This is a genomic window from Actinoplanes sp. DH11, from assembly GCF_020873875.1.
Lineage (GTDB): Bacteria > Actinomycetota > Actinomycetes > Mycobacteriales > Micromonosporaceae > Actinoplanes.
Genome location: NZ_JAHWGU010000010.1, coordinates 213,078 through 235,798 on the forward strand (window position 1 = coordinate 213,078; position 22,721 = coordinate 235,798).

Here is a 22,721-nt window from a genome sequence, read left to right on the forward strand (position 1 = left end):
TTTCGGCATGGCTGGATATGCGGACGATCTTGCGCTTGCCCATCTGCTCGCCGACACGGCCGACGCCGTCTCGACGGCTCGGTTCCGGGCGCTCGACCTGCATGTCGAGGCCAAGCCGGACCTGACGCCGGTCTCCGACGCGGACACCGCGGTGGAGAAGGCGATCCGGTCCACGCTGGCCCGGGCCCGGCCGCGGGACGGTGTGCTCGGTGAGGAGTTCGGCCGGTCGGCGGCGCCGGCCGGGCCGGGCAGCCGGTACTGGGTGATCGACCCGATCGACGGCACCAAGAACTTCGTGCGCGGCGTGCCCATCTGGGCCACGCTCATCGCCTTGATGGAGGGCGACACCCCGGTGGTGGGCCTGGTGTCCGCACCGGCGCTGGGGCGGCGCTGGTGGGCGGCGCGCGGCCTGGGCGCCTTCGCCGGCAAGCACCAGCACGCGGCGACCCGGATCGGCGTCTCCTCGGTGCGCGCCCTGGCCGACGCGAGCTTCTGTTACGCCAGCCTGAACGGCTGGGCCGAGAACGGCCGCCTGGACGCGATGCTCGACATCCTGCTCGGCGTGTGGCGCAGCCGGGCCTACGGCGACTTCTACGGGTACATGCTGCTCGCCGAGGGGGCGCTGGACGCGATGGCCGAACCGGAGTTGTCGCTCTGGGACATGGCCGCCCTGATCCCGATCATCACGGAGGCCGGCGGCAAGGTGACCGACCTGGACGGGCGTGCGACCGCCGACAAGAGCTCGGTGATCGCCACCAATGGCCTGCTGCACGAGACCGTGCTGACCGCCCTGGCCCGTCGCGGCTGATCGAGCGTCCCGTTCGGGTATGAGACCACCCGCGTGGGGTACCTAGTTGTTCAGCGATCAGTGCCCGACAGGTGACGACCGATCCTCACCCGAAATGCGAGGAGGGGACGTGTTATGCACAATGGAGCGATCATGCCGAGCGAGGTTCGTCACCTGGTGGACCGTGACCAGGCCTATCCCCTGGTCCGGCTGACCGGCGTGCTCGATGAGAACACTGCCGGGCCGATCCGCTCGGTGCTTCTCGACGTGCTGGCCGACCAGCCGGAGGCCGTCGTGGTCGACGTCGCCGAGCTGCACGTCACCCACCCCGGCGCGGTCGCCGCGTTCCGCGGCGTCCTGGACGAGACCCGGGACTGGCCGGGCGCCCATCTGGCACTCACCGGCGCGGCCGACGCCGCGACCTGGCGGCCGAGTGGCTGGCCGGTGTGGCCCGACCCGGCCGGCGCGTTCGGCGCGCTGGGTGACCCCGAACCCGGCCACCGGATCAGCCTGCACCTGGAGCCGCTGCCCGGCGCGGCCCGCCAGTCCCGCGAGGTCATCACCGAGGCGTGCGGCCGCTGGGATCAACCGGAACTGACCGGCAACGCCTGCATCGTGGCGACCGAGATGGTCAACAACGTGGTGGCGCACGCCCGGACGCCGATGACGGTGCTGCTGGCCCTGGACGGCGACACGATGAGCGTGGCAGTCCGGGACGGCTCCGCGGTGGTGCCGCGCTTCACCGGCCCGGTGGCGCCCACGTCGTACGGCGGTCGCGGTCTTCTGCTGATCGACTCGGTGTCGTCCCGCTGGGGTCATCTGGCCCTCGCCGACGGCAAGGTGGTGTGGGCCCGGCTCGAGCCGGAGCTGCCGGCGGCGTCCCCGGCGTCGCGCCGGCGCGACGATGCCGGTATGACCGACCCCCGCCGTGGGTAGATTGCGGACATGCGAGACAACGACTACCCGGCCGAGGTCAGTGACCCGGAGGCCTCCGGACTGCCGGACACCGCGGACGACGACTCCACCGCGAACGACGAGGTGAACAGCGGCCGGTGGGCCGACGGGCCGGATCCCGCCGCGCTCGCCGGTGTCGGCCCCGGCGGGTCGAACCGGTTCGGTGACACCGCCGAGGAGCAGCGCCAGGGCGAAGGGCTGGACCGCCGGCTCAGCCAGGAGGAGCCGGACGTCGGCGCCGAGCGTGAGCAGGTGACGCAGCGCCGCGACCCGATCGACGAGACCGTGGACGATTCGGCGGAACTCCAGTTCGACCGGGACGTCTGGGAGGACGGCCCGACGTCGGACCCGAATTCGCAGGTGTCGCTCTACGACGACGGTCAGCTCGACGACGCCGACCCGGAGACGGTCGGCCGCCTGGTCGCGCCGGACGAGGGTTCCGGTTACGACGAGGAGCCGGACAGCGTCGCCTACGACGCCGGTGCGGCGGGTGGCGGCGCGAGTGCCGAGGAACTGGCGATGCACGAGACCCGGGCGCCGGACTACGACTGACCAGAAATGTGGCCCCCACTCTTGCTGAGAGCGCTCCCGAACGGGCACAGTACGCGCGCAGGTGATCAAGGGTGGGGGTTCGGTCCATGAACGGCGCACGGTTGCTGCGGTCCCTGGTGGCCGCCGCGGTGCTCGTCTCCGGGCTCACGGCGCTGTCCCTGAGCCGGCCGGGCAGCACAGCCGCAGCCGCCGCAGCCCCAGCCGCAGCCGCAGCCGCAGCCGCAGCGCCGACGGTGACCCGCACGGTCTTCAGCGACGGCTTCGCCGGCGATCGCGGCACCGCGCCGGACGCCGCGAAGTGGGCGCCGGCCCGGCGGGCGTGGCTCGACGGCGAGGGACATCTCGTGCTCGACGAGCCGCTGCGCACGGCGGCGGCCGTGACCCGCAAGTCCGGGCGCGCGGAGGCCTCGATCAGGATGCGGCGGACGTCCGGCGCGTGGCGGGCCCTGGCCGTGCTCGACGAGTCGGGACGGCTACCGGCCGGCAAGGTGGAGACCTTCCCCGACGACGGGGTGGACGACGACGAGTTCCACACGTACGCGATCGACTGGACGCCAACGTCGATGGTGTGGTCGGTGGACGGTGTCCGGGTGCTCCGGTTCACGCCCGAGGAAAGCGGCCGGCCCTTCTTCCTGGCCCTGAACCCGGCCGCCGGGTGGCGCTCGGAGACCGTGGTCGTCGACTCGGTGCGCATCACCGTCCAGGTCGCCGTGACGGCGACGCCGTGGAAGAAGTTCACCGATTACCGGGCCGGCCGGTACGTCTCCCACCAGGGCAGCACCTACCGGGTGCGGGAGCGTCACACGTCGCTGCCCGGCTGGCAGCCGGCCAAGGTGCCGGCACTGTTCGAAAAGATCTGAGTTTCCGTTATCCGGCGGTTCCGGAACCCGTCTCCATTGACCGACTGCAGTCTATCTCTAAAGACTGTTTGGAGAACGTTCCCTCTCCCCCGGAGGATCCCCCATGCGCAAACTACGGATGCTGCTCAGCGCGGCCGTGGTCGCGACCACCCTCGCCGGCTCGCTGACGCTTGCCGCCCGGAACGACACCGCGGACGCCGCGGTCGGCCCGGTCACCTGGTCCGACGAGTTCAACGGCGCCGCCGGCGCGCCGGTCGACGGCTCGAAGTGGAACTTCGACATCGGCGGCGGCGGCTTCGGCAACAACGAGCTCCAGTACTACACGAACTCCACAAGCAACGTGCGCCAGGACGGCGCCGGGCACCTCGCGATCACCGCGCGCAAGGAGAACCCCAGCAACTTCCAGTGCTGGTACGGCACCTGCCAGTACACGTCCGGCCGGATCCTGACGTCCGGCAAGTTCACCCAGAAGTACGGCCGTTTCGAGGCCAGCATCAAGGTCCCCAAGGGTCAGGGCATCTGGCCGGCGTTCTGGATGCTCGGCGACAACCTGGGCAGCGTCGGCTGGCCGCAGTCCGGCGAGATCGACATCATGGAGAACGTCGGCAAGGAACCGAACACGCTGTACGGCACGATCCACGGTCCCGGCTACTCCGGCGGCAGCGCGATAAGCGGCAGCCGGACACTCGGCGCGCCGCTCGGGGACGCGTACCACTCGTACGCCGTGGAATGGTCCCCGAATTTGATCGTCTGGTTCCTGGACGGCGTCGAGTACCACCGGGTCACCCCGGCCACCCTCGGTGGCCGTGCCTGGGTCTTCGACCACCCGTTCTACCTGATCCTCAACGTCGCGGTCGGCGGCAACTGGCCGGGCAGCCCGGACGCCAGCACCTCCTTCCCCCAGACCATGCTCGTCGACTGGGTGCGCGCCTCGGCCTGGAACGAGAGCGGCGGCGGCACCGGCACCGGCTCGGCCCTGAAGAGCAACCTCTCCGGCCGCTGCATCGACATCCCGGGCGGCAACAGCGCCGACGGCACCCGCCTGCAGATGTACGACTGCAACGGCAGCACCGCGCAGCGCTGGACGTTCCAGAGCGACGGCACCGTGCGGGCGCTGGGCAAATGCATGGACCCGGCCGGTGGGGCGCTCGGCAACGGCACCCCGATCCAGTTGGTCACCTGCAACGGCAACCCGGTGCAGCGGTTCACCCTCTCCGCGGCCGGTGACCTGGTGAACGTGTCCGCCAACCGGTGTGTCGACATCAAGGACGTGAACCCCGCGAACGGGGCAGCCCTGCACCTCTGGGACTGCCTCGGCGCCGCCAACCAGAAGTGGACGCGGGCCTGACGGTCCGGCGGCGGGGGCCGGTCACCGGGTGACGGTGTACCGGTCCCCGTACACACTCCAGCTCAGCGGCGGCACCAGGTCCAGGTTGCTCGACCGCAGAAAGACCCGCTGAGCGCTCTCCACGCGGCTGGTGTCGCTGTGGGCGGCCTCGGTACGCATCTCGGCCGCCCGGGCGTCCAGGAAGGCCGTCAGGTACCCGATCTCGTCCCCGCCCCGCACCGGCGTCCGCGCCGCGCGCGCCGCCCGCTCGCGGATCTCCCGCAGCCCTTCCACGCCGTGCATCACGGCAGCGTCGTAGTACGCGAACTGACCCAGCGCCCGCAGCCCGTCCACCCCGGCGAGCCGGACCGCCGGTTCGAAGTAGATCCGGTCCCGGGCGTCCTCCTGGACCGCGCGGAAGACCGGGTCCGCTGCCGCCGCGCGCCACGCTCCCGTGAAGCCCGCACCGAGGCCGCGGTGCGAGGCCGTGCCGTCCACCGCGCGCAGCGCCGGCACATAGCGGGCCAGCCCGTTGGCGGGCTTGCGCCGGGTGTACTCGGTGACCACGGCGAGCATGTCCGAGGTGCCGGAGGTGAACCCGACGAGACCGCCGGTGTATCCGCGGCCGTCGCCGATGTCCTCGATGTAGCCGTAGGCGCGCCGCCAGTCGAGCGTCGAGTTCTCCGCGCTGGCGACCAGCTTGAAGGCCGTCTCCTTCTTCGCGGCCGCGGTGAGGCCGGCGGCCGTGGCGGGAACCGCGGCCGACGCCGGGGCCGCCTCGGTGACCGGCCCGGCCGGCCCGGGCCCCCAGGCCTGGAGATCCCACAGCGAATAGCCACCCGAGGCGACGGACCGCTGCGTGGCGAGCACCCGCAGGTGACGCCCGGAGCCCCGCAGGCCCCGCAGGTCGTCGACGCCGCCGTTGCCGGTGGTCGTGCGGTAGAGGTCGGTCCACTGCGCACCGTTGCCGGAGATCTGCACGCGATAGGCCCTGGCGAACACCTTGGCCCAGCTCAGCCGCACGCGCCGGACCTCCTGGGCAGCACCCAGGTCGAGCTGGACCCACTGCGTGCCGGCGCCGGCCACGCTCGTCCACCTGGTCCGCGCGTTGCCGTCGGCCACCGCCGACGCCGGCCAGACGACCGACTCGGCCGAGGACGCCACGGCCGGGCGGCCGCGGGAGAGCAGCACGTCAGAGTCCGCGCCGGTGGCGGCCGAGACGGCCGGCGGCACGCAGAGCACCGCGGCGATCCCACCCGCTGACGCGAACGAACGAAACGACCCGCCCGGAAAGCGCATACATTTACGCTAGGGCGGGATCGGTCAGCGACGCTTGCGGTTCCGGGAAATCAACACTATCGCCAATACGACCCCGGCCACGACGAACAGGCAGCAGAGCAGGCCGAAGATGCCGAAGGCCCCGAAACCACGGGACCGCCGCCGGGCCGCCTCCACTGCCAGCTCGGCCACGCCGTTGCTCGCCGCCCATGCGTGCGCGGGGATGACCAGGGCGAGGACCGCGCCGGTCACTGCTGCGGTCACCCGGGACCACCACTTCACCAGATCAGTCATGCACTCAATGCTGACCTATGAGCGCAACGGGTATGCAAGTGGTACCGACGGAAGGAAAGCGATGAACGCGGATCTGGTGGCGCTCGCCGAGGCGCACGGGGTGGCCACGTGGTACGAGGACTGGCGCCGCAAACGGACCGAGGTGTCCGAGGAATCGGTTGTCGGGGTGCTGGGACTGCTCGGCGTCGACGCCCGCACGCCCGCGGCGGTCCGCGACGCGCTCGCCGCCGCGCGCCGCCGTGACCAGGGCACCCGGTTGCCCGGCACGATAGTGCTGCGCGCCGGCAGCACCCGGCAGCTGCCCGCCCCCGGCGAGGTCACGCTGGAGGACGGCGGTGTCGTCACGGCCGAGCGTCTCCCCGCCGACCTGCCGCTCGGCTGGCACCGGCTGAGCTGCGCCGGGCAGGACATCACGCTGGTGGTGGTACCGGCCGAGCTGCCCGCGCCGCCGGAGACCTGGGGCTGGATGCTCCAGCTCTACTCACTGCACTCGGCGGACTCCTGGGGCATGGGCGACCTCGGTGACCTGCGATCCTTCGTGGCCGGGTCGGCGGGGGCCGGCCTGGTGCTGCTGAACCCGCTGCACGCGATCACGCCGACCCATCCGGTGCCGGCGTCGCCGTACTCGCCGTCGAGCCGGCGCTTCGCGAACCCGCTCTACCTGCGGATCTCCGAGACCGAGGCGTACCGGCGGGCCGATGCCGGGCTGCGCGCCCGGGTGGACGCGCTGCGGCCGGGACCGACGGCCGACTCGCTCATCGACTACGACGCGGTGTGGACGGCGAAGCAGGCCGCGCTGGAGTTGTTGTGGCCGCTCGCGGAGCCGGTCGACCTCACCGCGGACCCCGGGCTGGCGGACTTCGCCCGGTTCTGCGCGCTCGCCGAGGAGCACGGCCCGGACTGGCGGAAGTGGCCGGAGGAGCTGCGGCGGCCGGACGCGCCGGCGGTCCACGCGTACCGCTCGGACCGGATCGCGTTCCACGCCTGGGTGCAGCACCTGGTCCACGAGCAACTGGTCGCGGCGCGCGAGGCGGCCGCCGGCATGCCGGTCGGCATCGTGCACGACCTGGCGGTCGGCATCGACCCGGGTGGCGCGGACGGCTGGTTGCTCCAGGACGTGCTGGCACCCGGGGTGCGCGCGGGCGCGCCACCGGACGCGTTCAACCAGCTGGGCCAGGACTGGGGCCTGGCCGCGTGGCGGCCGGACATGCTGGTGGAGACGGGGTACGCGGCCTACCGGGACATGCTCCGGCGGATCTTCCGGCACGCCGGCGGGCTCCGGGTCGACCACGTGGCCGGGTTGTGGCGGCTGTGGTGGGTGCCGCCGGGTCTGGGGGCGGCCGAGGGCACCTACGTGCACTACGACCCGGAGGCGATGCTCGGCATCCTGGCCTTGGAGGCGCACCGGGCCGGGGCCGTGGTGATCGGCGAGGACCTCGGCACGGTGCTGCCGGAGGTCACCGAGGGCCTGGACCGGATGAACATGCTCGGTTCGGCGGTGCTCTGGTTCACCCGCGACGACGACGGCGACTACCTTCCCGCCGCCGGCTATCCGCGCAACGCCCTCGCCAGCATCTCCACCCACGACCTGCCGACCGCCGCCGGCTTCCTGGCCGGCGAGCAGGTGGAGGTACGCGCGAAGCTCGATCAGCTGGCCGGCCCGGTGGAACGGGAGCGCGCGAACTGGCGCAAGGATCGCACCGAGTTGCTCGCCCTGCTGCGCACCGAGGGGCTGCTGGACGACGACGCGACCGCCGAGGAGACCGTGCTGGCCATGCACCGGTTCCTGGCCCGGACACCGTGCCGGCTGGTCACCGCGTCGCTGCACGACGTGCTGCTGGAGGTACGCCAGCCGAACCTGCCCGGCACGTTCGACGAATACCCGAACTGGCGCATCCCGCTGGGTCCCGACCTGACCGAGATCGCGGCGAACCCGCTCTTCCGCGAGGTGGCGGCGATACTGGGTAAGGGGAAACCCGGAAAGGGGGCAACCACATGAGTTTCCTGGACAAGGCCAAGGACCTCGTCAACAAGCACGAGGACAAGGTCGACGCGGCCCTGGAGAAGATCGGCGACCAGGTGGACCGGCGTACCGGCCACAAGTACACGTCGCAGATCGACCGCGGCGTCGACGAGATCAAGAAGCGCACCGGAAACAACCCCGGCACCGGCGGCACCACCGGCACCGGCACCGGCGACACCCGGATCTGACGTCCGGACCGCCGCCGGTGCCCGGTCAGATCGACAGGGGTTCCGGCGGCGGGTCGTCGTCCACGGCGTACAGCATCGGGTGCAGCGGCAGGTACGTGTCCGGCTGCCGGCAACGCGCCGGCGGCAGCAGCGACGAGCCGTGCGCCGGATGCTCCCGGCAGTGCCGGTGTGCCCTGGCCAGGGCGTCCTCGTGGTGTCGGCCGCCGCCGTACTCCCCGCAGCCCGCGCAGTCCCACCGCCAGAACGGGGCACCCTCGTCGGCGGCGTGCCGGCGGATCCGCAGCGGCGGACCGGCCCGATGACTCGCGGCGGCCAGTATCCCGGGCATCTCGCGGACGGGTGGCGGCCCCGGTGGCCGCCGCTGGCCCATGATCTCGGCAAGCACGTTGCTCGACACCGTCACCTCCGTGTTCGTGGCGCTGCGTTTCAGTGTGATGCGCACCTCATGAACCGGATGGCAGTTTTGCCGCTTTTACGCCTCGAGCTCCTTCTCAGCGGGCTGCCACCAGGCCCAGTGCGGACGGGGTCACCCCGGGGAACACCCCGGCCAGGTCACCGACGCCGCACCGGGCCCGGAGGACCTCACCGATCACGGCGCGGTAATCGGTGGCCACCGCGAGGTCGCCGTCGCGCAGATCGCCCGCGCCCAGGCCCGGCCACCGGCCGTGCACCCGGCCGCCCCGGACGCCACCGCCCAGCACGAACATCGCGTTGCCGTACCCGTGGTCCAGACCGCCCGAGCCGTTCTGCGTCACCCGCCGGCCGAACTCGCTGATGGTGACCACGGTGACCCGGCTCAGACCGTCCGGGCCGAGGTCGGCCGCGAACGCCGCCAGCGCGGTGGCGAACGCCTTGAGCTGCTCGTACATCCGCTTGCCCGGCGCGGCCGCGCCCAGGTTCTCGTGCATGTCCCAGTCGCCGGAGTCGACCGTGGCGCTCATCAGCCCGGTCCCGGACCTGATCAGCCGGGCCACGTCCCGTAGCGCCCGCCCCAGTTCCGAGTCGGGGTAGGCGGCGCCGTTCGCCGGCGTGTACCCGGCGGCCCGCAACGTCGCGCCCCGCGTCAGCGCACCGGTGAGCTGCGCCGCCGTCCGGGCGAGTGCCGCCGGCGCGCCGTCGTAGAGCGCGCTCATCGTGGCGGAGATCGGCCGGCCCGCCTGCTCGCCGGTGAGCGCAAGGCCGTCCACCGAGGTCACGCCCAGGTAGGGCGCCGGGCCGGCGAGCACCCGGGCCGGCATCGCGGTGCCCATCGCGACCGCCTGGAAAGAGTCGGACGTCCCCAGCGAGCCGAGCATCCGGTTGAGCCAGCCGGTTCGGATCGAGGTGCCCGGCGCGGCCCGTTCCAGTTCCTCCATGGCCGAGAAATGCGACCGGTTCGGGGCCGGCTGGCCGACCGCGTGCACGGCGGCCAGTTGCCCGCCGGTCCAGTACGGCAGCAGCGGAGCGAGCGCCGGGTGCAGCCCGAAGAACGCGTCGCCGCCGATCAGCTGGGCCTTCGGCACCGCGATCGTGGGGCGGGCGGCGTAGTAACCGGCGTCGCCGTGCGGCACCACCGCGGACAGGCCGTCGAAGCCACCCCGCAGCGAGAGCAGCACCAGCACGTCGCCGGAGTAGGCCGGGTCGGCCGCGTACGCCACACCGGGGCCGAGCTGGGCCCCGGCCAGCCCGGCGAACGCGCCGGCCGCGCCGGTGGCCAGCAGCCGGCGCCGGGACACCGACGCCTGGCGCAGGTCGTCGCACTCGCAGGTCATGGTCGTCATGGTCGTCACCTCAGCGCGAAGGACGGGGAGTTGAGCAGCATCCCCATCAGGTACGGGAACATCCAGCCGGCCGCCGGGTCGCCGGCCTTCAGCGGCGAGGCCGGTGTCTTTCCGTAGAACTCGGCGAGAGCGGCCACATGCTTAGCCGGTGGGGCCATACCGAGCAGGCGTACGCCCAGCGCGTTGATCAACGCCCCGTACGTCGCCGGCAGCGCCCCCACCATCCCGGTCACCAGATTCGCCGGCCGCACCAGCGTGTCCGGCCACCAGCCGGCCGCGATGGAGAGGTGGAAGTTCCACCGCACCAGCAGCCCGGACGGTGACGCCCAGGCGCTCGCCACGTCCGGATAGCCGTTCGGCGGCCCCCAGTTCAGCGGGGCGTGCCCGGCGTCCCGGGCCATCCAGTAGAGGCTTTCCAGGAACTTGGTGCCGGTCGGCGCCGGTCCGTAACCGAGGATGCGCACGGTGGCGGCCAGGTCCTCCATCGGCGTGCGGGTCTTCGCGCCGGCCGACGCGGCGAACTGCGCCGAGGTGAACAGCGCCCGCAGCACCGGCGCGATCGCCGACCGGTTGTCCAGGTAGACCTTGACCAGCGCGGTGATCAGATCGGCGGGTGGCTCGTCCGCGACGAACCGGACACAGAGCTTCGTGACGATCCGGCGGGCCGTGAGCGGGTGCAGAGCCAGGTGGTCGAGGAACGCCAGGGCGGCCGCCTCACCGCCGGCCGGCGTCGCGTTGGCGTGCTGGAACGTCAGGACGCGTACCGCGCCGGTGGCGTGACCGGCCGCGTCGTAGCGGTACTGCCCGGTGGCGTTGTCCACGGTCAGGCCGGTGAGCAGCCGGGCCGCGTCCTTGACGTCGGCCTCGGTGTAGGCCAGGCCGACCGTGTGCAGTTCCAGCAGTTCGCGGCCGTAGTTCTCGTTCGGCGCCGCCTTGGTGGAGTACCGGTTGTCCAGGTAGGTGAGCATCGCCGGGTGCCGGGCGGACGCCTTGAGCAGGTTCGCGAACGTGCCGAGCGCGTGCTTACGGATGACGTTGCGGTCGTAGTCGATCCGGCTGTCCCAGACGTCGCCGTGCGGGCAGGTGACGTTCAGGTGGTTGCTCCAGAAGTCCACCATCACCTCGAACAGCTGGCGCTCACTCCAGATCGCCCTGGTCACCGCCGCGAAGCCGAGCTGCCACATCGGGTCCCAGCTGTACTGCTTGAGCTTGCCGGCGGCCACCTGCTTCCGGATCTCGGCGATGCTGAGCCCGCTCAGCGGCAGCCGGGCGAGCACGCCGTCGGCCACCTTGTCCGGGATCGACGCGGGCGCGAGCTGCCGGTCCAGCCAGGCCTTCGCGCCCAGCTTGCGGATCTCCGCGATCGACGCCGGACCGGGACCGAAGGTGGCCCGCCGCAGCAGGTGCAGCAGCGGGTCGGCGGGGAGGAAGCCGGCCGGCCCGGCCTCGGCGGCGGTGCTCGGCACGGCGGCGGCCGCCGCGGCCGGCGTACCGGCCGTCAGGGCCGCCGCCGCACCGGCGGCCGCCACCCCACCCAGGACACCGCGCCGGGTCATCGTCTGCTCGGATGCGCTCACGGGCGGAACAGTCGGGAGCCCGGCGGGTGATCGCTGGGTTCCCTGCGGCGCGCTACCCACTTGCTACCTGGATACTTGCCCGATGGCACAGCGCAGATCGTCGCGGCGACGGGTGGAGACGGTCGCGTCGGGCGTGGCCGAGCTGGTGCCCGACCCCGACCGGGACACCGCCTGGACCCTCCTGCTGGACGGCGCGCCGCAGTCCCACGTCGACCTGGCCGACCCGACGTTCCTGCAGTTCGAATACGTGCGCCGGATGGCCTCGGCGATCGACCTGGTGGCGCCGCCCGGCCGCCCGTTGCGCGCGCTGCACCTGGGCGGCGGCGCGCTGACGCTGCCCCGGTACATCGCGGCTACCCGGCCCGGTTCCGCACAACGGGTGGTGGAGATCGACGGGCCGCTGGTCGAACTGGTGCGTGCGGCGCTGCCCCTGCCCGCCTCGGCGAACATCCGGGTACGCGTCGCCGACGCGCGCGCCGCCGTCGAAGGGATGCGCGACGCCGGGTACGACGTGGTGATCCTGGACGTCTTCGCCGGCGCGCGCACCCCGGCACACCTGGCCTCCGCCGAGTTCGCCGCCCAAGTGGCCCGGGTGCTCGACCCGTCCGGCTGGCTGATCGCGAACGTCGCCGACGGCCCGCCACTGCGGTACGCGCGGAGCCAGGTCGCCACGATCCGCGCCGCGCTGCCGCAGGCCTGCCTGATCGCCGACGCCGGCGTGCTCCGCGGCCGCCGGTTCGGCAACCTGGTGCTGCTCGCCGGCCGGACCACGCCGCCGCTCGCCGAACTGACCCGGCGGGCCGCCGGCGACTGGTTCCCGGGACGGGTGGAGGAGGACCTCGACCGCTTCACCGCCGGGGCCACGCCGGTTCCGGACACATCAGCGGTTCCGTCGCCATTGCCCCCGGAGGGCCTCTTTGGTAACCGAAAGTGATGACCGGATAGGCCGTAGGTGCACCACTGATCACCGTGGTGTGTCGATTTTCGAAGAACGCCTGTGATTCGCGCCCGGCTACTGGCGGCACTGCGCACAACGGGCTGTAATCGGTGCGGCCGCGTGTAGCGGATCGCGGCGACCACGGGGAAGGCAACCATGTTCCACCAGCACTTCCTGTCCGCACCCGGTACGGATCTGGGACCGCTGGACAGCGGCGAGCGAGTTCTCTGGCAAGGCCGTTGCGCCGTCGCCGAGTACGCGTTCGACGAGGCTTCCTCCCTGCCGCGCTGGACGCTGCCGGAGGGGACCGAGGTCCTCGTCACGGACCGCCGAGTTCGCTACACGTATGCGGACGACTCCACGGTCAGTAACGGCGAACTCTTCTGGCTGTGGCCACAGCACCTGCGGGTGCAGCCGGGCAACCGGGAGGTCGGGCGCAACGCCACGGTCACCCAGATCCAGCTGGTCTGCAACGGCCCGGGCGGCAGCTTCCCGGCGCTCGTCTTCGCCGGCGGCACCCTGACGTCGGTCGGCGACGCGGACCGCCTCGCCAACGTGCTGCGGCAGGCGATCGCCAGGTTCCGGGTGGAGAACGCCACCGAGATCGGTGTGCCCGCGCCGCAGGCCCGGATGCTGTCGCGCCTGGTCATCGGCCCGGAATTCAACAACTTCCAGGGCGGCCCGGGTCAGACCGTGACCCTGCTCGGCGCCGTGCAGGTGCCGGCGCCCGAGGAGACCGCCTACGAACCGGACCCGGCGCCGGTCTCGGCGATGCCCGTCTCGGGCACCCCGGTCTCGGCGGCACCCGTCTCGGCCGCCCCGATCTCGGCCGCCCCGGTTTCCGGCACGCCCGTCTCGGCGGCCCCCGTCTCCGGCTATCCCGTCTCGGGCAGCCCGGTCTCCGGCTATCCCGTCTCCGGCAGCCCCGTCTCCGGCTATCCCGTCTCCGACAGTCCGGCGCCGGTCTCGGCGATGCCGGTCTCCGGGGATCGTGCCTCCTTCGATCGGCCCGGCCGCAGCGTCGACGCCGTGCGTGCCGAGCAGGCCCGGCGCGCCGAGCAGGACAGCCGCTACGCCGAGCCCGACCTGGCATCCCGCGCGGCGAGCCTCGCGGCCCGGGTGGCGAGCCTGGTCTCCGCCTCGGAGGACCCCGACAACCCCGCCACCCGGAGCAACAACCTCTCCGCGTACCTCAACGCCGACGCCGACCCAGGCGCGCCGCGCTGACCCGTACGCCAGGATCGTCGCGCCGCGCAGGCCGCCCGGCCCGCGCCTGACCGCTCAGCTGAGCCAAGGCTGCGCGGTCGCTCAGCTGGCCAAGGCTGCGCGGTCGCTCAGCTGGATCGGGTCGCCGCCGGGATGGTGAAGCATCTGCCCTCGGCGACCCGCTCGTCGTGCACCTGGTGGGCGCGGCGTAGCAGGGCCATCAGCTCCTCCTCCTGCCGGATCCGCATCCGGTGCCGCTCCGGGAGCTCACGCAGGCTCTCCTCCTCCTTGAGGAGGCGGTGGTAGATCTCGTCGCAGTACGCCGGGTCGGTCTCGATGTCGAGGAACTCGGTCGCGTGCCGGCGCGCGGCCGCCACGTGCGTGCGGGCCCGGCCCCTCGGGCTCAGCAGCGAGGCCACCACCGTGACCAGCAGGATGCCGATGATCAGGCCGAGCGAGACCGCGGTCGGCAACTCGATGACGTGCACCGGCTCGCCGTTGTTGATGAACGGCACGTTGTTCTCGTGCAGCGCGTGCAGGACCAGCTTCACACCGATCAGCGCGAGGATCGCGGCCAGGCCGTAGGAGAGGAACACCAGCCGGTCCAGCAGGCCGTCGATCAGGAAGTACAGCTGCCGGAGGCCGAGTAGGGAGAACGCGGTCGCGGTGAAGACCAGGAAGACGTTCTGGGTTAGCCCGAAGATGGCCGGGATCGAGTCCAGGGCGAACAGGATGTCGGTGCCGCCGATCGCCACCATCACCAGCAGCATCGGGGTGAGCACCCGGCGGCCGTTCTGGTAGGTGAAGAGCTTGTCCCCGTCGTACTCGTCGGAGGTGTGCAGGAACCGGCGCGCCAGCCGCACCGCGATGTTGTCCGGCGCCTCGCCGTCGTCGTTCTTCTCCTTCAGCAGGTTTCCCGCGGTGACCAGCAGGATCAGGCCGAAGATGTAGAAGACCCAGGCGAACGAGTTGATCAGCGCGGCGCCGAGCAGGATGAAGCCCGTCCGGGCCAGCAGCGACACCACGATCCCGAAGAGCAGCACCTTCTGCTGGTCCGCCCGCGGCACCTTGAAGCTGCCCATCAGCAGCAGGAAGACGAAGAGGTTGTCGACCGAGAGCGCCTTCTCGGTGACATATCCGGCGAAGTACTCCGCGCCCATCGTGGAGCCGCCGAAAATCCAGATCCCGACGCCGAACAGGACCGCGATCGCCACGTAGATCGACGTCCACACTGCCGCCTCGCGCAGCGTCGGCACGTGCGCCTTCCGGACGTGCACGAAGAAGTCGAACAGCAACAGTCCGATGATGAAAGCAACCGTCAGAACCCACACCACACCGGACACCTGCATGCGCCCATCCTAAGTGTGATCGGCTCCCGTCACTGCGGCGCGGCGCTGCGATCCCGTGAGAAAGAGCACGCCGGTCAGGTCCGCACCCCGCAGGTCCGTCCCGCGCAGGTCAGCGCCGGTGAAGTCGGCGCGGCGCAGATCCGCGTCGCGCAGGTCGGCGCCGATCAGCAGGGCGCCCCGGAAGCTCGCGCCCCGCAGGTCGGCGCCGCGCATGCGACGGCCGATCAGTTGCGCTCCGCTGTGGTCGGCGCGGCGACCACCGACCCGGGAACGGGCCATCTCACTCGCGCGGCGCAACAACGGATTGACCCGATTACGGTACGCATCCAGATCGAGCGCACGCAGGTCCGCCGGGGCACCGGCAGCCAGCTGATCAGTCTCGGTCAGCGCGGCCCGCAGCTTCGGGTGCAACCGGCTGGCCTCGTCCAGTTTCAGGGCCTCCGTCAGATACCACATCAGCTCGTGCAGCTGCCGCATCACCGGCAACGCGGCGAACATGTCACCGGCGATCCCCGGCTCCGACCGCCAGTCGCGGCCACCGAACGTCTCCTGGGTCAGTCGCTGCCCCGCACCGAAACAGTCGAACACCACGCAGCCCGGGAAGCCGCGCCTCGGCAACTCCTCGTGGATGCCGCAGCTGAAATCGTCACGCAGGTTGCGGCAGGCCTGACCGGCCGGCTTGTCGACGGCGAAATCGGAGGACTTGGCGAACGCGGGGGCCACGCAACAGAGTGCGGCACAGCGGGAACAGTCGGCGGCGAGCTTCATCGCGGTCCATCGTACCGGCCGGTCGAGCGCTCCCAACTGGGCGAACAGGCCGTCCGGCCGCGGCACGCCACGTAACGTCGAGACATGGGCGCCCCGGATCCGACCGCCGCGCCACGCGACAACCTGACCGCCCGCACCTTCGCGGCGATCACCGCGCCGATCAACCAGAACCCGGGCGGCGGCAGCCGCTTCTGGTTCACGCTGCCCCAGCCCTCGCACTGACGCGGCCGGTACCCTGTCCACGAAGAAGGGCCGCGGCTCGCATCGCGAACCACGGCCCTTCTCACTCGTAGCGGGGACAGGATTTGAACCTGCGACCTCTGGGTTATGAGCCCAGCGAGCTACCGAGCTGCTCCACCCCGCGTCGGTAGATAAAGCTTAGCCGGTGCCGTTCCAGGCGACTTCACCGCCCCCTCCCCAAGAGCCGCAACACCAAGAAACCCCAGCTCAAGACGGTCGGCCGTCAGCAACAGGACCCCCGACCACCGCGCCCACCCGAGCCCAACCGGTGCCCCACACCCAACCGGTGCCCGCCACGCCCGAACCGGTGTCCCCACACGCCCGAACCGGTGTCCCCACGCCCGAACCGGTGTCCCCCACGCCTGAACCGGTGTCCCCCGCTCCGCCCCGGTGGCACCGAGAAAGCCGCCCACGTCGAGATGTTGATCTGCTAGCGATGCGAAATCGCGGTCAAAGCCCCTTGATCACCGCGATTTCGTAGCGCTAGCAGATCAACATCTCAAAAGGACGCGCTGGCCGAGGCGGATCGCCGCCGGCCCAGGGAGCGCGGACGGGTGGCGGTTTCCTTCTCGGGTACGGGGTCATCATCAGGGTGCCGGCCCAGAGCGGCAGGGTGCGGCCCAGAGCGGCAGGGTGCCGGCCCAGAGCTGCGGCCCGGCTGGACGCAACGCAGAGGGACATCTCAGGCGGCCGGGGCGGGCCGGCGATATCGCACGAGCCCGAGGGCCGGGCGTACCGTGGCAGCCCGGCGCCCCCGGACGGCGGCCGCAGGCTGGTTGAGCCTCAGCCCATCCCGGAATGATCGACGACCGCAGGACCCCGGGCTGCGGACGAGAAAGCCCCGGGACGACAAGGGCCGCAGGAACAAGAGGGCCGCAGGAAGGAGAAAGGCCGCAGAACGAGAAAGGCCGCAGAACGAGAAAGGCCGCAGAACGAGAAAGGCCGTGGTTCGCGATGCGAACCACGGCCTTTTCCACTCGTAGCGGGGACAGGATTTGAACCTGCGACCTCTGGGTTATGAGCCCAGCGAGCTACCGAGCTGCTCCACCCCGCGTCGGCTCGTTAACACTAGCGCACCGTCTCCGGGAGCTGCAAAACGGCTCCCGGAGACGGTGGACACATCAGCTTCCGGCGCTTGCCGTCGGCGCCACGGAAGGCGGCGCCGAGGTGCCGTTGCCGCCGCCCTCGGCGGCCTGCAACTGCTGGAAACGGGTCACCGCGTCGTCGAGGGCCTTGAGGGCCTCGCCCTGCTTCACGAAGTCGCCGGCCTGCTGTGCGGCACGGAGGTTCTCGATGGCCTGGTCGACGGCTGCCGCGGCCTCACCCAGGTCGCCGGTGGGCGGTGGCGGCGGGGTCGCGGGCGTGCTCGGTGTGGCGCCCGGCGTGGTGGGCCCGGGTGTTCCGGGTGTGCCGGTGCTGGGTGTGCCGCCGGTCTGGCCGAGCTTGGCGAGGGCTTCGAGGCCCTGGGTCAGGTTGTCCTCCAGGACGACGTAGGTGCCGCCGTCACCGTAGGACATCAGGACCTTCTGCAGCAGCGGGGCCGCGTTGGCCTGGCTGTTGCTTCGCACGTAGACCGGTTCGACGTAGAGGATGTCCTTCTCCAGCGGCAACGAGATGAGGTTGCCGTAAAGCACCGTGGCCTGCCCCTGCCGGCTGAGCAGTGCCAGCTCGGACGCGACGTTCGAGTTGTTGACCATCCGCTGGTGCACCTGGACCGGTCCGGACACGACCGTGTCGTCGGGCAGTTCCAGGATTTCCAGCTTGGGTTGCCCGTCGATGTAGGAGCCGGACACCAGGGCGGACATGTTCTCCCGGTTTGCCGGTGTGAGTCCCGCGGTCAGCTGGAACCGCGTGTCGTCCTGCTCGGGCAGCTTCACGTTCAGGTAGAACGGTGGCTGCTTGACGCCGTTCTGCGGCGCGTCAGGCGCGTTGGGCACCTGCCAGAAGTCGTCGCCGGAGAAGAACGTCCGCGGGTCGGTGACGTGGAACTTGGTCAGCAGGTTCCGCTGGACCTTGAACATGTCGGCCGGGTAGCGGAAGTGCGACGCCAGGTCGGCCGGGATCTCCGCCTTCGGCACGACGAGGTCGCCACCGAACGCCTTGTTCCACGCCTTGAGGACCGGGTCCTTCTCGTCGAACTCGTAAAGCGTGACGGTGCCGTCGTAGGCGTCGACGGTCGCCTTCACCGAGTTGCGCATGTAGTTGACGTCGTCCCGGGCCAGGGCGAAAGACCCCTGACCGGTCAGTTCGTCGCGGGTTTCCGTCGCCAAGTTGATCTTCTGGGCGTACGGGTACGTCTGCGCGGTCGTGTAACCGTCCAGAATCCAGACGATTCTCCCGTCCACGACGGCCGGGTAGGGGTCGCCGTCGACGGTGAGGAACGGGGCCACCTTCTCCACCCGGGCCCGCGGTTCGCGGATGTACATCAGCCGGGAGTTGTCGTTGACCGCGTCGGAGAGCAGGAAGTTGCTCTCAGTGTTCTTGATCGCGAAGACCGCGCGCTTGAAGAACGAGCCCATCGGCACGCCACCCTTGCCGGTGTACGTGTAGAGCTCGGAGGCGTCGCTGTTCTGCTCCTGCGGCCGGTCGAACTCGACGTTCTTGTTCTTGTCGACCTGGCCGACGATCGCGTACTCGGAGGACTGTTCGCCGTAGTAGATCCGCGGCTGGTCGGCCTCGAGGGCGTCGGTCGACGTGACGCACTTGCGCGTGGTCTCGTTCTGGGCGTCGGCGGCGATGGAGCCGGACACGAAGTACGGCAGGCCGGTCTCGCAGACCTGGTTGGCCGGCGCCGCCACCAGACCGTAGCCGTGGGTGTAGACGGTGTGCCGGTTGAGCCAGTTGCGCTGCTGCGCGGTCAGCTTCTCGTCGTTGATCTCACGGGCGCCGACCACGTAGTCCTGGGTCTTGCCGTCGACCGTGTACCGGTCGACGTCCAGCTTCTCGCCGAAGTCGTAGAAGCCGCGGGACTGCTGGGACTGGGTGAAGCCTTCCGAGACCAGCTGCGGGTCGATGACCCGGACGTTCTGCGCACTGGAGTCCCCGGCCAGGTTCGGCGGTGGGCTGCCGGTGCTCGCCCGGTACTGGGTGATCTCGGTCGTGTCCAGCGCGAACGCTCCGCGGGTGGCGTCGATCGACCGTTTGATGTACGGCGCTTCCTTCTCCGACAGGCTCGGCTTGACCTGGAAGTTCTGCACCGCGAGCGGGTAGATGCCGCCGATCGCGACGGCCGAGATGGCCAGCAGCGCCAGCGAGACGCCCGGCCAGACCAGGTTCCGCATCACCGCGTTGGAGAACACGATGATCGCGATCGCCACCACCACGGAGATGTAGGCGAGGATCTCCTTGGCCGGCAGCAACGCGTTCACGTCGGTGTAGCCGGCGCCGTAGAGCCCCGGCGAGACGTGCTGCTCGAGCAGCAGCGCGCGGCGGTCAAGGATGTAGGCCACGGCTTTGAGCAGCACGAAGACCGCCACCAGGGTGGTCAGGTGTGCGCGGGCCGCGGCGGTCATCCGGTCGCCGACGCCCTGCAGCCGGACGCCACCGAACACGTAGTGCACGGCGAGCGCGCCCAGCAACGACAGCACCACAGCGGTGAAGCCGACGCCGAGCAGGTAGCGCAGGAGCGGGAAATCGAAGATGTAGAAGGAGATGTCCACCTTGTGTTCCGGGTCCTGGACGCCGAACGATCCGCCGTTGCGGAACAGCATCCAGTCGGCCCAGCGGGCCTGCGCGGAAAGGCCGGCGAAGAAGCCGACGATGAGGCCCACCACGGCGATCCAGGTGCCCAGGCGGGGCGCCAGGATCATCCGGTAGCGCTCCAGGGTGGCCTGTTCCGCGGAGTGCGGACGCAGGAGGGGACGCAGCCGGTACGCCAGATAGAGGTTGCCGGCCACCACGAGGGCCATCAATGCACCGATCACCAGGAACAGCATCAGCTTGGTGAGCAGAACTCCGGAGAAGACCTGGGTGAAGGAGACCTCGGAGAACCACAGGTAGTCGGTGTACGCGTCGATGCCCCATCCGAGCAGCGTGAAAAGAATGAAGACCCCGACCAGGACGCCGACGGTGACGCGACCGCGCCGGCTCATCCTCGGTAGAGGACTGTTACGCATGACCAACGTTGGCTCCACACTTCGTCTGGCCGGTGATTCACCTTACGATGTCGCATCCGACTTCTATACGCGGCAGAACTGACTCGTCACCACCGGCGCGGGGTTCACGATGCCGTACAGGGCTTGGGAGTCCCGCCGGCGGTGAAGCTGGTGAGCGCGGCGAGGGCGTCGTCCACCGTGGCGACCTCGGCCATGGGCAGGCCGGGCACCGCGCTGCGAAGCGCCTCCGCGCAGTTGTCCTTGGGCACCAGGAACAGATCGGCGCCGGCTTTCTCGGCTCCCACGAGTTTCTGCGGGATTCCGCCGATGGGTCCAACGTTACCGTCGTCGTCGATGGTTCCGGTGCCCGCGATGACCTTGCCGCCGGTCAGGTCCTCCGGCTTGAGCTTGTCGATGATGCCGAGCGAGAACATCAGACCGGCGCTCGGCCCGCCGATCTTGTCGAGGTCGATCTCGATGTCGAACGGGTTCGGCTGCTTGGTCTCGATCTCGATGCCGAGCCGCGGGGTGTCGTCACCGTCGGTGGCCTTCGTGGTGATCTCGGTGCTGCCGGCCTTGTCGCCCCGCAGGTAGCCGACGGCCATCGTGGTGCCGGCGGGCTTGGCCCGGACCAGGTCGGTGACCTGGGACGGCCGCTCGATCGTCGTGCCGTCGACGGAGGTGATCCGGTCGCCGGCCTGCAGCTTGCCGTCGGCCGCGCCACCGTCGGTGACCTTGAGCACGTAGGTCAGCACCGGGTAGCCCAGCTCGCGCAGCGCGACTGTCTCGGCGCTGGTCTGCGACTGCTTCCACTCCTGCGCGTTCTGCTCCTGGACCTGCTTCTCGCTCTGGTCCGGCGGGTAGATCAGCTCACGGGGGACGACCGCGTCGGACCCGCTCAGCCAGCCCTGGATCGCCCAGACCAGCTCCACGTGCGACTGCACGTTGACGGTGGTGAGACGCAACTCCCCGGTGGACGTCGAGGTGTCACCCTTCTTGACCTGGATGACCTCGGTACCCTGTTCGGAGCCGAGGGTGTTGACCGTCGGCCCGGGCTTGAGCACCACGTAGGGCAGGGGTGCGACCATGACACCGGCTGCCAGCAGAGCGGTGATCAGGGCGCCGAGGATGACAGTGACTCCGCGACGTCTCATGCGCGTGAGCGTACCCACCGACCCTGAGTTCTCTCTGAGCTGATACCTCCCTCGGTCCGCTGGGAGCTTTTCGCGCGTACCGTTGGGGGCGTGCCTGATATCCCGTTCGGCTTCTCCCTGCCGGGCGCTCAGCCGCCCGACCCCTCCGACCCGCAGCAGATGCAGCAGTTCATGGCGCAGCTGCAGCAGATGTTCGCCGCGCCCGGCAGTGGCCCGGTCAACTGGGACCTGGCCCGGCAGGTCGCCGCCAGCCAGCTCTCCGCGACCGGCGACCCCTCGGTGAACATGCTGGAACGCCACCAGGTCGAGGAGGCTCTGCGGCTCGCCGACCTCTGGCTCGACCCGGTCACCGCCCTTCCGAGCGGCATCCACAAGGCCGTCGCGTGGAACCGCAACGAGTGGATCTACAACACCCTCGACGTGTGGAAGAAGCTGTGCGAGCCGATCGCCGGCCGCATGGTGGGCGCGATGGGCGACCTCGTTCCCGAGGAGGCCCGCGCCCAGCTCGGCCCGATGCAGTCGATGGTCGCCACCCTCGGCGGCGCCCTCTTCGGCGGTCAGCTCGGCCAGGCCTTCGGCCAGCTCGCCGCAGAGGTGCTCTCCGCCGGTGACATCGGGCTCCCGCTCGGACCGGCCGGCACGGCCGCGCTGGTGCCGGCCAACATCAAGGCGTACGGGTCCGGCCTCGAGCTGCCCGAGGACCAGGTCCGCCTCTACGTGGCTTTGCGCGAGGCCGCCCACCAGCGGCTCTTCGGGCACGTCCCGTGGCTGCGGGCGCACGTGCTGAGCGCTGTCGAAACCTACGCGAACGGCATCACCGTGAACCGCGAGGCGATCGAGGACGCGATGAGCCGCGTCGACCCGAGCGATCCCGAGTCGATGCAGCAGATGGCGCTCGAGGGCATCTTCACCCCCGAGGACACGCCGCAGCAGAAGGCCAGCCTGGCCCGCCTCGAGACCGCGCTCGCGCTGGTCGAGGGCTGGGTCGGCCACGTGGTCGACGCGGCGGCGGGCGACCGGCTGCCGTCGGTGGCCGCGCTGGGTGAGGCGTTCCGGCGCCGCCGGGCCGCCGGTGGCCCCGCGGAGCAGACCTTCGCCGCCCTGGTCGGCCTGGAGCTGCGGCCACGCCGGCTGCGCGAGGCCGGCGCGCTCTGGACGGCGGTCGCCGCCGACCGGGGCACCGCGGGTCGCGACGCGCTCTGGGACCACCCCGACCTGCTGCCCACCGACGAGGACTTCGCCGACCCGGCGGCGTTCGCCCGCGGCCGGACCGATTGGGACATCAGCGAGCTGGACAACCTCGGCGACGCCCCGAAGGAGAGTGGCGACACACCGCCGGAGACCGGCGAGACGCCGACGGAGAAGTAAACGCC

At 70.9% G+C, this 22,721-nt stretch carries 19 protein-coding genes, 2 tRNA genes and 1 pseudogene; 11 read left to right on the forward strand and 11 right to left on the reverse strand.

Annotated elements, in window-relative coordinates; translation table 11 throughout:
* Nucleotides 1-7 precede the first annotated feature (7 nt).
* The 5 genes from hisN to LPA41_RS17135 all read left to right on the forward strand — a co-directional run bounded on the left by hisN (nucleotide 8) and on the right by LPA41_RS17135 (nucleotide 4,501).
* Complete coding sequence (gene hisN / locus LPA41_RS17115) at nucleotides 8-808, forward strand: histidinol-phosphatase (RefSeq protein ID WP_229071390.1); 801 nt, start codon at nucleotides 8-10, stop codon at nucleotides 806-808.
* A gap of 132 nt (nucleotides 809-940) precedes the next feature.
* Complete coding sequence (locus tag LPA41_RS17120; protein WP_229071392.1) at nucleotides 941-1,723, forward strand: ATP-binding protein; 783 nt, start codon at nucleotides 941-943, stop codon at nucleotides 1,721-1,723.
* A 9-nt stretch (nucleotides 1,724-1,732) separates the two neighbouring features.
* Nucleotides 1,733-2,293, forward strand: coding sequence for a DUF5709 domain-containing protein (locus LPA41_RS17125; protein ID WP_229071394.1), 561 nt, complete (start codon nucleotides 1,733-1,735; stop codon nucleotides 2,291-2,293).
* Nucleotides 2,294-2,379: 86 nt separating this feature from the next.
* Nucleotides 2,380-3,153 carry a carbohydrate-binding protein gene (locus LPA41_RS17130; protein WP_229071396.1) on the forward strand — a complete coding sequence of 258 codons (774 nt, stop codon included), beginning with the start codon at nucleotides 2,380-2,382 and terminating at the stop codon, nucleotides 3,151-3,153.
* 103 nt (nucleotides 3,154-3,256) lie between these two features.
* Nucleotides 3,257-4,501 carry a glycoside hydrolase family 16 protein gene (locus LPA41_RS17135; protein ID WP_229071398.1) on the forward strand — a complete coding sequence of 415 codons (1,245 nt, stop codon included), beginning with the start codon at nucleotides 3,257-3,259 and terminating at the stop codon, nucleotides 4,499-4,501.
* A 21-nt stretch (nucleotides 4,502-4,522) separates the two neighbouring features.
* Here LPA41_RS17135 and LPA41_RS42460 read toward each other — a convergent pair whose 3' ends face one another.
* Both LPA41_RS42460 and LPA41_RS17150 read right to left on the reverse strand, forming a co-directional pair.
* Nucleotides 4,523-5,779: a chitosanase gene (locus tag LPA41_RS42460; RefSeq protein WP_304523773.1), complete on the reverse strand. Its 1,257-nt coding sequence runs from the start codon at nucleotides 5,777-5,779 to the stop codon at nucleotides 4,523-4,525.
* A 24-nt stretch (nucleotides 5,780-5,803) separates the two neighbouring features.
* On the reverse strand, nucleotides 5,804-6,052 hold the full coding sequence (locus LPA41_RS17150) for a hypothetical protein (protein ID WP_229071400.1): 249 nt from the start codon (nucleotides 6,050-6,052) through the stop codon (nucleotides 5,804-5,806).
* 61 nt (nucleotides 6,053-6,113) lie between these two features.
* Between LPA41_RS17150 and malQ the strand changes: the two genes are divergently transcribed.
* Nucleotides 6,114-8,051 carry a 4-alpha-glucanotransferase gene (malQ, locus tag LPA41_RS17155; RefSeq protein WP_229071401.1) on the forward strand — a complete coding sequence of 646 codons (1,938 nt, stop codon included), beginning with the start codon at nucleotides 6,114-6,116 and terminating at the stop codon, nucleotides 8,049-8,051.
* The gene (locus LPA41_RS17160; protein WP_229071403.1) at nucleotides 8,048-8,263 is read left to right on the forward strand and encodes an antitoxin; all 216 of its coding nucleotides are present in this window, start codon (nucleotides 8,048-8,050) and stop codon (nucleotides 8,261-8,263) included. Before malQ ends, LPA41_RS17160 begins: the two co-directional genes overlap by 4 nt.
* A 25-nt stretch (nucleotides 8,264-8,288) precedes the next feature.
* Here LPA41_RS17160 and LPA41_RS17165 read toward each other — a convergent pair whose 3' ends face one another.
* From LPA41_RS17165 to LPA41_RS17175, 3 genes are read right to left on the reverse strand one after another with little or no spacing between them, the layout of a single operon-like run.
* The gene (locus LPA41_RS17165) at nucleotides 8,289-8,705 is read right to left on the reverse strand and encodes a hypothetical protein (RefSeq protein ID WP_229071405.1); all 417 of its coding nucleotides are present in this window, start codon (nucleotides 8,703-8,705) and stop codon (nucleotides 8,289-8,291) included.
* Nucleotides 8,706-8,754: 49 nt separating this feature from the next.
* Nucleotides 8,755-10,023: a DUF1501 domain-containing protein gene (locus tag LPA41_RS17170; protein ID WP_229071407.1), complete on the reverse strand. Its 1,269-nt coding sequence runs from the start codon at nucleotides 10,021-10,023 to the stop codon at nucleotides 8,755-8,757.
* A 5-nt stretch (nucleotides 10,024-10,028) separates the two neighbouring features.
* Entirely contained in the window at nucleotides 10,029-11,600 is a 1,572-nt protein-coding gene (locus LPA41_RS17175) for a DUF1800 domain-containing protein (protein WP_229071409.1), read from the reverse strand.
* Nucleotides 11,601-11,682: 82 nt separating this feature from the next.
* Between LPA41_RS17175 and LPA41_RS17180 the strand changes: the two genes are divergently transcribed.
* Both LPA41_RS17180 and LPA41_RS17185 read left to right on the forward strand, forming a co-directional pair.
* Nucleotides 11,683-12,534 (forward strand): spermidine synthase, encoded by an 852-nt coding sequence (locus LPA41_RS17180; RefSeq protein WP_229071411.1) that lies wholly within the window; start codon nucleotides 11,683-11,685, stop codon nucleotides 12,532-12,534.
* Between the two features lie 159 nt (nucleotides 12,535-12,693).
* Nucleotides 12,694-13,764, forward strand: coding sequence for a translation initiation factor 2 (locus LPA41_RS17185; RefSeq protein WP_229071413.1), 1,071 nt, complete (start codon nucleotides 12,694-12,696; stop codon nucleotides 13,762-13,764).
* A gap of 347 nt (nucleotides 13,765-14,111) precedes the next feature.
* Here LPA41_RS17185 and LPA41_RS17190 read toward each other — a convergent pair.
* Together LPA41_RS17190 and LPA41_RS42720 are read right to left on the reverse strand one after the other, a co-directional pair.
* Nucleotides 14,112-15,092 (reverse strand): annotated as a pseudogene (locus tag LPA41_RS17190) (TerC family protein); the annotation flags it as partial.
* A 9-nt stretch (nucleotides 15,093-15,101) separates the two neighbouring features.
* Nucleotides 15,102-15,926, reverse strand: coding sequence for a pentapeptide repeat-containing protein (locus tag LPA41_RS42720; protein WP_229071418.1), 825 nt, complete (start codon nucleotides 15,924-15,926; stop codon nucleotides 15,102-15,104).
* 18 nt (nucleotides 15,927-15,944) lie between these two features.
* Between LPA41_RS42720 and LPA41_RS17200 the strand changes: the two genes are divergently transcribed.
* A complete protein-coding gene (locus tag LPA41_RS17200) occupies nucleotides 15,945-16,082 on the forward strand; it encodes a hypothetical protein (RefSeq protein ID WP_229071420.1) in 138 nt (45 codons plus the stop codon).
* 68 nt (nucleotides 16,083-16,150) lie between these two features.
* Here the strand turns inward: LPA41_RS17200 and LPA41_RS17205 are convergent.
* From LPA41_RS17205 to LPA41_RS17220, 4 genes are all read right to left on the reverse strand, one after another.
* Nucleotides 16,151-16,224: transfer RNA gene (locus tag LPA41_RS17205), tRNA-Met, on the reverse strand.
* Between the two features lie 856 nt (nucleotides 16,225-17,080).
* Nucleotides 17,081-17,154, reverse strand: a tRNA-Met gene (locus LPA41_RS17210).
* A 67-nt stretch (nucleotides 17,155-17,221) separates the two neighbouring features.
* Nucleotides 17,222-20,215, reverse strand: a complete 2,994-nt coding sequence (locus tag LPA41_RS17215) for a UPF0182 family protein (protein ID WP_229071422.1) — start codon at nucleotides 20,213-20,215, stop codon at nucleotides 17,222-17,224.
* Nucleotides 20,216-20,319: 104 nt separating this feature from the next.
* Complete coding sequence (locus LPA41_RS17220; RefSeq protein WP_229071425.1) at nucleotides 20,320-21,348, reverse strand: PDZ domain-containing protein; 1,029 nt, start codon at nucleotides 21,346-21,348, stop codon at nucleotides 20,320-20,322.
* A 90-nt stretch (nucleotides 21,349-21,438) separates the two neighbouring features.
* Between LPA41_RS17220 and LPA41_RS17225 the strand changes: the two genes are divergently transcribed.
* On the forward strand, nucleotides 21,439-22,716 hold the full coding sequence (locus tag LPA41_RS17225; RefSeq protein ID WP_229071427.1) for a zinc-dependent metalloprotease: 1,278 nt from the start codon (nucleotides 21,439-21,441) through the stop codon (nucleotides 22,714-22,716).
* Nucleotides 22,717-22,721: the final 5 nt, after the last annotated feature.

Excerpts from the sequence above, each read along its gene's own strand:
- LPA41_RS17135 (WP_229071398.1), top strand. The coding sequence starts at position 3,257 with ATGCGCAAACTACGGATGCTGCTCAGCGCGGCCGTGGTCGCGACCACC.
- LPA41_RS17185 (WP_229071413.1), top strand. The coding sequence starts at position 12,694 with ATGTTCCACCAGCACTTCCTGTCCGCACCCGGTACGGATCTGGGACCG.
- LPA41_RS17130 (WP_229071396.1), top strand. The coding sequence starts at position 2,380 with ATGAACGGCGCACGGTTGCTGCGGTCCCTGGTGGCCGCCGCGGTGCTC.
- LPA41_RS17200 (WP_229071420.1), top strand. The coding sequence starts at position 15,945 with ATGGGCGCCCCGGATCCGACCGCCGCGCCACGCGACAACCTGACCGCC.
- LPA41_RS17215 (WP_229071422.1), bottom strand. The coding sequence starts at position 20,215 with ATGCGTAACAGTCCTCTACCGAGGATGAGCCGGCGCGGTCGCGTCACC.
- LPA41_RS17180 (WP_229071411.1), top strand. The coding sequence starts at position 11,683 with ATGGCACAGCGCAGATCGTCGCGGCGACGGGTGGAGACGGTCGCGTCG.
- malQ (WP_229071401.1), top strand. The coding sequence starts at position 6,114 with ATGAACGCGGATCTGGTGGCGCTCGCCGAGGCGCACGGGGTGGCCACG.
- LPA41_RS17220 (WP_229071425.1), bottom strand. The coding sequence starts at position 21,348 with ATGAGACGTCGCGGAGTCACTGTCATCCTCGGCGCCCTGATCACCGCT.
- LPA41_RS17150 (WP_229071400.1), bottom strand. The coding sequence starts at position 6,052 with ATGACTGATCTGGTGAAGTGGTGGTCCCGGGTGACCGCAGCAGTGACC.
- LPA41_RS17160 (WP_229071403.1), top strand. The coding sequence starts at position 8,048 with ATGAGTTTCCTGGACAAGGCCAAGGACCTCGTCAACAAGCACGAGGAC.
- LPA41_RS17125 (WP_229071394.1), top strand. The coding sequence starts at position 1,733 with ATGCGAGACAACGACTACCCGGCCGAGGTCAGTGACCCGGAGGCCTCC.
- hisN (WP_229071390.1), top strand. The coding sequence starts at position 8 with ATGGCTGGATATGCGGACGATCTTGCGCTTGCCCATCTGCTCGCCGAC.
- LPA41_RS17170 (WP_229071407.1), bottom strand. The coding sequence starts at position 10,023 with ATGACGACCATGACCTGCGAGTGCGACGACCTGCGCCAGGCGTCGGTG.
- LPA41_RS42460 (WP_304523773.1), bottom strand. The coding sequence starts at position 5,779 with ATGCGCTTTCCGGGCGGGTCGTTTCGTTCGTTCGCGTCAGCGGGTGGG.
- LPA41_RS17120 (WP_229071392.1), top strand. The coding sequence starts at position 941 with ATGCCGAGCGAGGTTCGTCACCTGGTGGACCGTGACCAGGCCTATCCC.